The organism is Homoserinimonas sp. A520 (genome assembly GCF_054489245.1).
Window position 1 is genome coordinate 126,570 of sequence record NZ_JBTMWX010000008.1, and the last position, 10,449, is coordinate 137,018.

General features: G+C 66.2%; 11 protein-coding genes. All 11 read left to right on the forward strand.

Features of this window, described 5'->3' with window-relative positions; all coding sequences use genetic code 11:
• Positions 1 to 2: 2 nt before the first annotated feature.
• Positions 3 to 1,751, forward strand: coding sequence for a branched-chain amino acid ABC transporter ATP-binding protein/permease (locus ACX3PH_RS15520; protein WP_459093598.1), 1,749 nt, complete (start codon positions 3 to 5; stop codon positions 1,749 to 1,751).
• Entirely contained in the window at positions 1,748 to 2,461 is a 714-nt protein-coding gene (locus tag ACX3PH_RS15525) for an ABC transporter ATP-binding protein (protein ID WP_459093599.1), read from the forward strand. Before ACX3PH_RS15520 ends, ACX3PH_RS15525 begins: the two co-directional genes overlap by 4 nt.
• 85 nt (positions 2,462 to 2,546) lie before the next feature.
• Positions 2,547 to 3,506 (forward strand): sugar-binding transcriptional regulator, encoded by a 960-nt coding sequence (locus ACX3PH_RS15530; protein ID WP_459093600.1) that lies wholly within the window; start codon positions 2,547 to 2,549, stop codon positions 3,504 to 3,506.
• Entirely contained in the window at positions 3,503 to 4,519 is a 1,017-nt protein-coding gene (gene deoC, locus ACX3PH_RS15535; protein WP_459093601.1) for a deoxyribose-phosphate aldolase, read from the forward strand. The genes ACX3PH_RS15530 and deoC overlap by 4 nt, the downstream gene beginning before the upstream one ends.
• A gap of 64 nt (positions 4,520 to 4,583) precedes the next feature.
• A complete protein-coding gene (locus ACX3PH_RS15540) occupies positions 4,584 to 6,113 on the forward strand; it encodes an aldehyde dehydrogenase family protein (RefSeq protein WP_459093602.1) in 1,530 nt (509 codons plus the stop codon).
• Positions 6,110 to 6,964: an aldehyde dehydrogenase family protein gene (locus ACX3PH_RS15545; protein WP_459093603.1), complete on the forward strand. Its 855-nt coding sequence runs from the start codon at positions 6,110 to 6,112 to the stop codon at positions 6,962 to 6,964. The genes ACX3PH_RS15540 and ACX3PH_RS15545 overlap by 4 nt, the downstream gene beginning before the upstream one ends.
• A gap of 4 nt (positions 6,965 to 6,968) precedes the next feature.
• The gene (locus tag ACX3PH_RS15550) at positions 6,969 to 7,205 is read left to right on the forward strand and encodes a hypothetical protein (RefSeq protein ID WP_459093604.1); all 237 of its coding nucleotides are present in this window, start codon (positions 6,969 to 6,971) and stop codon (positions 7,203 to 7,205) included.
• A gap of 46 nt (positions 7,206 to 7,251) precedes the next feature.
• A complete protein-coding gene (locus ACX3PH_RS15555) occupies positions 7,252 to 8,124 on the forward strand; it encodes a CAP domain-containing protein (protein ID WP_459093605.1) in 873 nt (290 codons plus the stop codon).
• Between the two features lie 108 nt (positions 8,125 to 8,232).
• Complete coding sequence (locus ACX3PH_RS15560) at positions 8,233 to 9,147, forward strand: glycerophosphodiester phosphodiesterase (protein WP_459093606.1); 915 nt, start codon at positions 8,233 to 8,235, stop codon at positions 9,145 to 9,147.
• Positions 9,148 to 9,228: 81 nt separating this feature from the next.
• Entirely contained in the window at positions 9,229 to 9,831 is a 603-nt protein-coding gene (locus ACX3PH_RS15565; RefSeq protein ID WP_459093607.1) for a GDSL-type esterase/lipase family protein, read from the forward strand.
• A 64-nt stretch (positions 9,832 to 9,895) separates the two neighbouring features.
• The gene (locus ACX3PH_RS15570) at positions 9,896 to 10,333 is read left to right on the forward strand and encodes a VOC family protein (protein WP_459093608.1); all 438 of its coding nucleotides are present in this window, start codon (positions 9,896 to 9,898) and stop codon (positions 10,331 to 10,333) included.
• Positions 10,334 to 10,449: the final 116 nt, after the last annotated feature.

A 10,449-nucleotide genomic window follows, 5' to 3' on the forward strand; every position in this document is an offset into this window, starting at 1 on the left:
GCATGGGCGAATACTCGGCACTGATCACCCTGGTCGCACTGACGGCGATCCTCGCCTACAGCTTCTATGCCGTGCTGCTGGCAGGCCAGCTGAGCCTGGCGCAACTCGGCCTCGCATCCCTCGCGGCCTTCACCTCATCGCTCGTGGTTCCGGAGGACCCGCTGTTCGGCGTCATCCCACCGTTGGTGGTCGCCATCGTGTTCGGGATGCTCGTGGGGATGATCGCAGCATTCATCCTCGGCCTGCCGGTCATCCGGCTGCGTGGTGTCTTCCTCGCGATCGCCACGCTGGCCTTCGCCGAGATGGTCCGGATCTTCCTGATCAACCAGACCTGGACCAACGGCGCACAGGGCCTGAGCTTTCCGAAACTGGTCGGGCCGTGGATCGCCATTGGTGCACTGGTCGTCGTCGCATTCTGGTTCTGGCGGTTCGCGGGCTCGAGAACGGGCCGGGCCCTGGACGCGATTCGTGAGGACGAACTCGCCGCCAGCACGATGGGAATCGATGTCGCGCGGTATCGCATGACATCCTTCGTCATCGCCGGAGCCATCTCCGGCCTCTACGGCGTGATGCTGGCCTACTTCTCCCGGTTCGCCGACCCCAACGAGTTCTCCTTCGTCGCGGCTGTCGACGGCCTGGTGACGGCCGTCGTCGGTGGGATGACCATGTTCCTCGGGCCGATCCTCGGCTCGGTATTCCTCTCGGTGCTCCCGGAACTCCAGCGCACACTCGGAATCGATGCCGGCTGGATTCGCCCCACGATCGCCGGGGTGCTGCTGCTGGTCGTCATCCTGTTCCTTCCGGGCGGCCTCTCCGGCCTCATCCCGCGGCGAAAATCCGCTCGGCTGATCGACGACCCGGCCGAGTTGCCTGAGCTGCCCGCCCTGCCGGCACCTGGCACGGAACTGGTGAACCTCCAGGGACTCGGGAAGTCGTATGGCGGTGTGCACGCGGTTCGCCAGATCGACCTGACGATAGCGGCCGGGGAGGTGCTCGGCCTGATCGGACCGAATGGCGCAGGCAAGACCACCCTGGTCAACATGGTCACCGGGCTGACGCCGGCGACCACCGGAAGCGGGCGCGTCCTTGGGACCCCCCTCACGGTTCGGACCAGGGCCCACAAGCTGGCGAACAGGGGAGTGGCGCGCACCTTCCAGCAGATCAAGCTGTTCAACCGGCTGTCGGCGTTGGAGAATGTGCTGGTCGGCGGATTCCGGATCACCGAAGACACGCTGCTGAGGCGGATGTTCTTCCTCCCGTCTGCGCGGCGGGCCGAACGTCGGGCGGTGGCGATGGCATCAGCCCAATTGATCAGGGTCGGCCTCGGGGAGAAGGCGGCAACCCCTGCCGGAGACCTCTCCTACGGCGACCAGCGCAGGCTGGAGATTGCGCGAGCGCTCGCCTCGCACCCTTCGTTGCTGGTGCTCGATGAGCCTGCCGCCGGAATGAACCATGTGGAGGCCGATCGGCTGTCGGCGCTGATTCGCTCCCTCGCCGCCGATGGGGTCACAGTGCTCGTGATCGAGCACAACGTGCGCATGATGCTCTCCACCTGCGACCGGATCATGGTGCTCAACTTCGGTGAGGTGATCGCCGAGGGCAAGCCGGCCGAGATCGCCCGCGACCCGGCGGTGCTGGAGGCCTACCTCGGCTCGGCGGCCACCGGCGACGACAGCTCCGCCGAACTCGTCGAGGGTCTTGCCGAGGCCGCCATCGAAGGGCACGACGCCAACCCGGAGGCCGGCCGATGACTGAACCGATTCTCAGCGTCGAGTCGCTGCACGTCAGCTACGGAAGGGTGGAAGCGGTTCGCGACGTGACCTTCGCGGTCGCACCCGGGTCGCTCGTCGCACTCGTCGGAGCCAATGGCGCAGGAAAGACCTCCATTCTGGGCGCGGTATCCGGCCTGCTGCGGCCGCGACGCGGCACCATCCGCTACAAGGGCGAGGACGTGACCAAGTGGCCGGCCCACCGCCTGGTGAAGGCCGGGCTGGTGCAGGTGCCTGAGGGACGGGAGATCCTCGGCACCCTGACGGTTGCCGAGAACCTGAGTCTCGGCGGCTGGCACCGCTCTGGCACGCTCGGCGCGAACATCGACAAGGTGTACGAGAGGTTTCCGGTGCTCCACGAGCGCCGGAAACTGCAGGCTGGCGCGCTGTCCGGTGGGGAGCAGCAGATGCTCGCTATTGCCAGGGCGCTGATCGCCGAGCCGGAAGTGCTGCTGCTGGATGAACCGTCGATGGGGCTCGCGCCGAAGATCGTCGACGAGGTGTTCTCCGTGATCGCTGAGATCCGCGAAGGCGGAACGACGGTCGTCCTGGTCGAGCAGAACGCGCGCAGGGCGCTCGCCGCAGCGGATGTCGGCTACGTGCTCGAGTCGGGGGAGATCACGCACTCGGGGGTTGCCGGCGACTTGCTGAATGACGAGCGGGTGATCGAGGCGTACCTCGGCTTGAGCTGAGCATCTGCTCATCTGAGCACCGATGCCAACGGATGTTGCACTTGTCTTCCGCGGATGCGAGCATGGGATGGCGGAGGGGAGACGCATGTCCGACGACAACGAATTGCTCATGGTGCGAGCTGCCGAGCTCTACTACGACGACAACAAGACTCAGGATGAGATCGGCGCCCTCCTCGGAATCACCCGCTGGAAGGTCGGGCGCCTGCTCACCCAGGCCAGGCAGTCCGGCATCGTCCGCATCGACATCGTTCACCCCAGCGCCCGCAGGCTCGGCCTGGAGCGTGAGCTCTGCGCCCGGTTCGGGCTGAAGGATGCTGTGGTCATCCCCGCCCCGGACGCCGAAGACCTGAACGCGAATGTCGCGCGGGCCGCCGCCGACTACCTCACCGCACTGCGTCCGGTGCCGCGCACCCTCGGCGTCTCGTGGGGACGCACTCTTGGGGAGCTGGCCGAGAGGCTTCCCCGCGGGTGGTCGCAGGGCGTCACCGTCGTGCAGATCAACGGTGGGGTCAGCGTCAACCGGCAGGCCGGCACCGCGGCCGACACGGCGATGACCATTGCGAACAAGGCCGCCGGCCAGGCGGTCATCCTGCCAAGCCCCGCCATCCTCGAGCGCCTGGAGACGAAGCGTGCGATCGAAGCCGACCGCACGGTTGCCGGCGTGCTCAGCATGGCCGCCACGGCATCCGCCTACCTGTACAGCGCCGGCGTCGCGACCGAGGATTCGGTGCTCGTCGACAGCGGCTACCTGACCGCCGACGAGGTCGCCGAACTCCGCAACCAGGGAGCCGTCGGCGACGTTGTCGGGCGGTTCATCGACGCCGCTGGAGACACCGTTGACGCCGAGCTCAATGAGCGTACCGTTGGCTTGGGACACGACCAGCTGCGAGCAGCACAGACCGCGATCTTCGTAGTGGCAGGGGAGGCGAAACACCCCGTGGCCAGGGCTGTCGTTTCGACCGGACTGTGCACCGTGATCGTGACAGACGAAGCGACCGCCCACTCATTACTTGAGACGCGGTCACCAGTGGAAGGCACGAAATGACTGTAGAACAGGCCATCGCCCTCGCCCCGGCCGAGCGAGCGATCCAGTTGATCGGCTCCGACCTCACCGAGAAGAGTCTCAAGCTGCACCTGGACGGACTCACCGGAGTCGACGCGGTCGGGCTGGAGGCCCGCGCCGCCGGACTCGGCACGCGCTCGATCAAGACGACCTCGAAGGCCTGGGCGCTCGACAAGATCATCTCGCTGATCGACCTCACAACGCTCGAGGGTGCGGATACGCCGGGCAAGGTGCGCTCACTGGTCGCCAAGGCGATCACACCGGATGCCAGTGACCCGAGTTGCCCGCGGCCCGCAGCAGTGTGCGTGTACGGCGACATGGTCCCGGTTGCGGCCGAAGCGCTCGGAACGCTGAAGGGCCTCGACCAGCCAGGGGGCGGCATCAACATCGCCGCGGTCGCCACGGCATTCCCCAGCGGTCGCGCCTCCCTGTCGGTGAAACTCGCCGACACCAGGGATGCTGTCGCGAACGGTGCGGACGAGATCGACATGGTCATCGACCGGGGTGCGTTCCTGTCCGGGCGCTATGGACTCGTCTTCGACCAGATCGTTGCCGTCAAAGATGCCTGCCGTCGCGCCGATGGCAGCTTCGCCCACCTCAAGGTGATCCTGGAGACGGGTGAGCTGAACACCTACGACAACGTGCGCCGCGCGTCCTGGCTGTCGATCCTCGCCGGAGGCGATTTCATCAAGACCTCAACCGGAAAAGTGTCACCTGCCGCAACCCTTCCGGTCACCCTCCTCATGCTGCAGGTCGTGAACGATTGGCACCGCCTCACTGGCGAGAAGATCGGCGTGAAGCCGGCCGGCGGCATCCGCACCTCCAAGGACGCCATCAAGTACCTGGTGACGGTCGCCGAGACGGTGGGCGAGGAGTGGCTGCAGCCGCACCTCTTCCGGTTCGGGGCCTCCAGTCTCCTCAACGACGTGCTGCTGCAGCGCCAGAAACTGACCACCGGCCGCTACTCCGGCCCCGACTACGTCACCATCGACTAACAATCATTTTATGCTTGGTTCCCCTGAGCTTGTCGAAGGGTCGAAGCGCCCTAAGGAGCACCCCATGAGTTTCCTCGAATACGCCCCGGCCCCAGAGTCGAAGGCGATCCTGAACCTGAAGAAGAGCTACGGGCTCTTCATCGGCGGGGAGTTCGTCGACGGCAACGGCACACCGTTCCAGACGATCTCGCCGGCGGACGAATCGCTGATCGCCGAGGTCGCGAACGCGAACTCCGCAGACGTCGACCTCGCGGTCGCCACGGCCCGCCGCGCCTATGACACAGTGTGGTCCCGCCTCAGCGGAGCGGACCGCGGAAAGTACCTGTTCCGGATCGCCCGCCTGGTGCAGGAGCGCGCCCGCGAACTTGCCGTCGCCGAGAGCCTGGACAATGGCAAGCCGATCAAGGAGAGCAGGGACGTCGACGTGCCCCTGGTCGCGGCCTGGTTCTTCTACTACGCCGGCTGGGCTGACAAGCTCGACTACGCCGGCCTTGGTGCAAACCCCCGGGCACTCGGGGTGGCGGCGCAGGTCATCCCGTGGAACTTCCCGCTGCTGATGCTGGCCTGGAAGATCGCTCCGGCGCTCGCCGCCGGGAACACCGTGGTGCTCAAGCCCGCCGAGACCACCCCGCTCAGCGCGCTGATCTTCGCCGAGATCCTGCAGCAGGCCGGCCTTCCGGATGGCGTCGTCAACATCATCACGGGCGCCGGCGACACGGGAGCTGCGCTGGTCAACCACCCCGACGTCAACAAGGTCGCCTTCACCGGCTCGACCGCGGTTGGACGGGCCATCGCCAAGTCGACCGCGGGAACCGGCAAGAAGATCACCCTGGAGCTCGGCGGCAAGGCGGCCAACATCGTCTTCGACGATGCGCCGATGGACCAGGCCATCGAGGGGATCGTCAACGGGATCTTCTTCAACCAGGGTCACGTCTGCTGTGCCGGTTCGCGCCTCCTCGTGCAGGAGAACGTGCACGACGAGGTCATCGACCGGCTGAAGCAGCGGCTGTCCACCCTGCGCTTGGGCGACCCGCTCGACAAGAACACCGACATCGGGGCCATCAACTCGAAGGAGCAGCTGGAGCGCATCCGCGAGCTCAGCAATGTCGGCGAGCAGGAGGGGGCTGACCGCTGGACGGCCGACTGCGTGATCCCAGACAAGGGTTTCTGGTTCGCGCCGACCATCTTCACCAACGTGTCGACCAGCCACCGCATCGCCCGGGAAGAGGTTTTCGGTCCGGTGCTTTCTGTGCTGACCTTCCGCACCCCGGCCGAGGCGATCGCCAAGGCGAACAACACGCCCTACGGGCTTTCCGCCGGGATCTGGAGCGACAAGGGGAGCAAGATCCTCGCCGTCGCCGACCAGTTGCGCGCGGGCGTTGTCTGGGCGAACACCTTCAACCGGTTCGACCCGGCCAGCCCGTTCGGCGGGTACAAGGAGTCCGGCTACGGCCGCGAGGGCGGACGCCACGGCTTGGCCGCCTACCTTCAATCCGCCACGCTCTCAGAAACCCGTGGGTTGAGTAGCGAGCGCAGCGAGCGTATCGAAACCAAGAAACCCTCCAAGAAGCCGGCAAAGGGAGCCAAGAAATGACCCGCCTCGCCGTCCCCAAGACGTACAAGCTCTACATCGGTGGCAAGTTCCCGCGCAGTGAGTCCGGCCGCGTGTACGACCTGGTGTCGGCATCCGGAACCTTCCTCGCGAACGTCGCGAAGGCGTCGCGCAAGGATGCCCGGGATGCGGTGCGTGCTGCACGGTCGGCGGTCGCCGGCTGGTCTGGAACGACCGGCTACAACCGCGGGCAGGTGCTCTACCGCATCGCGGAACTGCTCGAAGGGCGCCGTGCCCAATTCGTCGACGAGATCATGCAGTCTGAGGGCGTTTCAGCGGATGATGCCGGCCAGCAGGTCGACGCCGCCATCGACGTGTGGGTCTGGTACGCCGGCTGGGCCGACAAGTACGTGCAGGTGGCCGGCAACGGCAACCCGGTCAGCGGCCCGTACTTCAACATCTCAACGCCCGAGCCGACCGGTGTGGTCGCGATCATCGCCCCCCAGGAGTCGTCGCTGCTCGGATTCGTCAGCGTCGTCGCGCCCGCCCTGGTCAGCGGGAACACGGTGGTCGTCGTCGCCAGCGAGAAGTCGCCGCTCAGCGCCATCAGCCTCAGTGAGGTCATGGCGACGAGCGACGTTCCGGGCGGGGTGGTCAACGTGCTCACCGGCTCGGCGGCGGAGCTTGCCCCCTGGCTGGCCGGCCACGCTGACGTGAACGCGATCGACCTGGCGGGCGCGGGGGACACGGACTGGGTCGACCTTCAGATTGCCGCGGCCGACACGCTCAAGCGGGTGTTGCCGCCGGAGCCCGGCGTTCCTGCGCCTTCCGTGCAGCGGGTGACCTTCTTCACCGAGACGAAGACTGTCTGGCACACTAAGGCGCTGATCTGAGCAGATGGCCCGCAAACGAGGTGAGACGGATGCCCGCGGCCGGCTGGAGTCTGACCCGTTCGACTATCGCGAGACCAAGGCCGGGGAGCTGATGATCTCGCGAGGCGGGCGGGTGGTGGTGACCCTCGGAGGAAAGCGGGCGGCCGCCCTCCTGAAGTCGCTCGCCAAGGCCGATGAGGCCGGTGAGCAATTGCTGCTGGCGAAGGCGACCGGTAACTACAAGCAGGGCAACGAGCGCTAAGCAAATCCTGAGAACCGGTCTCAGGGTCGGTGGCTACTCTGTTCCGATGCCTGAACGCCTTGCCGCTGCCCCTGCCCACGAACCTGCCGTCGCCCGTCGGAGCCTGCGTGGACTGCTGGTGCTGGTCGGCGCTCTCGCGCTGGGGCTGTTCGGCGCACTCGGCACGCCGACGGCGGCCGCGGCTTTCGATGAGGGAACCGTTCACTCACTGGCGAACCAGAGCCGCGCGGCGGGCGGGCTCGGCCCGCTCACCCTCAACGCGTCTCTCAGCCAGGTAGCAGCCAATTGGGCCAACCAGATGGCGGCAAACGGGACGATGAGCCACAACCCCAGTTACTCCAGCCAGATTCCGGGAGGGTGGAGCAAGGCCGCTGAGAACGTGGCCCAGGGTTACCCCAGCGGCTCGGCAGTGCACCAGGGGTGGATGAACTCGGCGGGTCACCGCGCCAACATCATGGGCGATTTCACCGACATCGGCATCGCCCATATCTCGTCCGGGGGAACGACGTGGTCCGTTCAGGTGTTCGCCAAGTACGGTGCGAGCGTCCCGGCTCCGGCGCCGGCGGCGGCGCCACCACCACAGGCAGCTGCCCCCGCCCCCGCACCGGTGCCCGCCGCTGACGCCGCCCAGCCGGCTCCCGCCGCTCCGGAGGCATCCGACGCGGCGGCCGTGCCACAGCGAAGTGCAAAGGCGCCGGCAGAGGTCTCGGCGTTCCTGTCGGAAACTGATGGCGAAGCATCCGCTGCTGACGACAAGCGTGCAGAAAAGCGGGCCGAGCGCCACGCCGAACGTGCCCAGGGCGACTCGGCGGCAGCAGCATCCGGATCCATCGCCACCAAGCTGTCGCTCGGAGCCGGCCTTGTCGGCGCCCTCATCATCGCCGTTTCAGGATGGTTCCGGTTCAGCCACGCTCGCTGAGTCGCTGACCCTCTTTCGGGGGCAAGGAGTTAGGTAACGAAAAGGTAACGGCTTCCACTAGAGTGGCTTCACCCGCATCCGCGGGCCCTAGCGACCCACGGAAGATCGATGTCAATGGCGACAGCGTTCCACCCGGTGTCCGGTACCCCGATGACCGGCCCGATGCTCAGGCTGATAGTGGCCTCGGCGCTCACGCTCTCCTTCGTGCTTGTGCTCGTTCTCGGGCCGTCCGCCAACAAGAGCCATGCGACCAGCATGTTCGGGACGCTGCGTGAGCCGGGCGACTCCGCGCTGATCGCAGGGCATCGCGGCGACCGATCCGCCGCGCCGGAGAACACCATCCCAGCGCTCCAGAGCGCGCTGGACGGCACCATGGTCTACGTGGAGACCGACATCCGCCTGAGCTCCGATGGCGTGCCGGTGCTGATCCACGACGCCACGGTTGACCGCACCACCAACGGGAGCGGGCGGGTGTCCGAGTTGACTCTGGCGGAACTGCAGCAGCTGGATGCCGGGTCCTGGTTTGCGAAGGTGTTCGCCGGCCTGCAGATTCCGACCCTGGAATCGTTCCTCGGGTTACTGGCCGAGTCGAACAAGAAGGCGATGCTCGAGCTCAAGGGAGACTGGACCGAAGAGGCCCTGATCGCGGTCAGCGCCCTCGTCGAGTCCCACGGCCTGGCGCGCCGGGTTGTGGTGGCCAGCTTCAACACCGACACGCTGACCAGGCTGCAGGAGGTGGTTCCCGACCTGCTGCGCATGATCATCATCCGCGACCTGCCCGCGGACCCTGTCGCGCTCATCCGGGAGTTCGGTGCCATCGGCGTGGTGACCTCGCCGCCGTCGGTGGAGGCAGATGCCACGGTGGTCGACCGCATCCATCAGGACGGATTCGGCATCCTGTTGTACACGCTCAACCAGAAGCAGAGCTGGCGGTCAGCGCTCGCCCTCGGCGTTGACGGGATCATCACCGACCAGCCGAGCGCCCTCGACTCCTGGCTGGCCGCAACGGCACCGGGAACGTAACGTTCGACCTGGGTACACTGGCGTTTCCCAGCCACACCGCACATGATGGAGCGACGACAGTGCGATCCGGGAGGTGCCGACATGGCAACGACAGACTCCGCAGAAGCGCACACAATTGCCTTTGTGGGCGATTCTCTGGTTCGCGAGGGCGACTGGGCCGACTGGATCGGTGGCAACACGGTTCACAACTTCGGTGTCAGCGGAGATACCACTGATGACGCCCTGGCGAGGCTCGATTCCGTTATCGAGACCCGGCCGGATGAGGTGCTGCTCCTGATCGGCACCAACGACCTGGGCACCAGGCAAACGGTTGAGCACCTGGTGCGCAACATCGAGTCGATGCTCATCGAGTTGCGTCGCGCGCTGCCTGAGTCACGTGTGCTGGTGCACTCGATCCTGCCGCGCGGACGCGAGTTCGCCCGCAGCATCAAGGACGCCAACATCCACCTGCGCCAGTTCAGCGCGACCGTGCGCGCCCAGTACCTCGACCTGTGGCCGGCGCTGGCCCTGGAAGATGGCAGCATCAACCCGCAATACTCGGACGACCAGTTGCACCTGAACGCCGAGGGCTACCAGGCGTGGCTTGCCGAGTTGTTGCCAGCACTTGAGCGCCTGCGCGAACGTCCTCCGATGACCAGCCCGATCAGGGTCATCCGAAAAGACGAGTACTCCCGCCCGGCTTAGCGCGTGTGCTTTCAGCTGCCCGGGGGCGGTGCATGTAGCCGGCTGGGCTCGTAGCATGCAGGGTATGACAATCAAGCTCGAGAACGTCGGCATCGCCGTTCGCGACCTGGACGCAACGATCTCCTTTTTCACCGACCTCGGTCTGACTGTCGTCGGCCGCGACACGGTCAGTGGCGAATGGACCGACACGGCGGTCGGCCTTGACGGCAACCGCGCAAACATTGCGATGCTCCAGACGCCAGACGGTCATGGCCGTATTGAGCTCTTCGAGTACATCCACCCCGAGGCGATCGAGTCGGAGCCCACTCGTCCCAACGAGATTGGCATGCACCGCGTCGCCTTCTCGGTCGACGACATCGACACAGCCCTTGAGATAGCCGCGAGGCACGGATGCTACCCGCTTCGCGGAGTGGCGACCTATCGGGACGTTTACAAGCTCACCTACGTCCGCGGCCCCAGCGGCATCATCGTGATGCTCGCCGAGGAGCTGCAGAAAAACTGACGGGCCGTTGTCCGATTAGCACGCGAATTTCGCAGCACTGTAAGCAAGTCCGCCCGGGCCAGCCCTCGCCGGCTCTTCTCCTCCCCAGTTGTCGGTGGATTTGTTCTCCACAGATT

Bases quoted from the DNA above. Each gene is read 5' to 3' on its own strand.
- ACX3PH_RS15570 (WP_459093608.1), top strand. From the start codon at position 9,896: ATGACAATCAAGCTCGAGAACGTCGGCATCGCCGTTCGCGACCTGGAC.
- ACX3PH_RS15530 (WP_459093600.1), top strand. From the start codon at position 2,547: ATGTCCGACGACAACGAATTGCTCATGGTGCGAGCTGCCGAGCTCTAC.
- ACX3PH_RS15560 (WP_459093606.1), top strand. From the start codon at position 8,233: ATGTCAATGGCGACAGCGTTCCACCCGGTGTCCGGTACCCCGATGACC.
- ACX3PH_RS15545 (WP_459093603.1), top strand. From the start codon at position 6,110: ATGACCCGCCTCGCCGTCCCCAAGACGTACAAGCTCTACATCGGTGGC.
- ACX3PH_RS15550 (WP_459093604.1), top strand. From the start codon at position 6,969: ATGGCCCGCAAACGAGGTGAGACGGATGCCCGCGGCCGGCTGGAGTCT.
- ACX3PH_RS15540 (WP_459093602.1), top strand. From the start codon at position 4,584: ATGAGTTTCCTCGAATACGCCCCGGCCCCAGAGTCGAAGGCGATCCTG.
- deoC (WP_459093601.1), top strand. From the start codon at position 3,503: ATGACTGTAGAACAGGCCATCGCCCTCGCCCCGGCCGAGCGAGCGATC.
- ACX3PH_RS15565 (WP_459093607.1), top strand. From the start codon at position 9,229: ATGGCAACGACAGACTCCGCAGAAGCGCACACAATTGCCTTTGTGGGC.
- ACX3PH_RS15520 (WP_459093598.1), top strand. From the start codon at position 3: ATGGGCGAATACTCGGCACTGATCACCCTGGTCGCACTGACGGCGATC.
- ACX3PH_RS15555 (WP_459093605.1), top strand. From the start codon at position 7,252: ATGCCTGAACGCCTTGCCGCTGCCCCTGCCCACGAACCTGCCGTCGCC.
- ACX3PH_RS15525 (WP_459093599.1), top strand. From the start codon at position 1,748: ATGACTGAACCGATTCTCAGCGTCGAGTCGCTGCACGTCAGCTACGGA.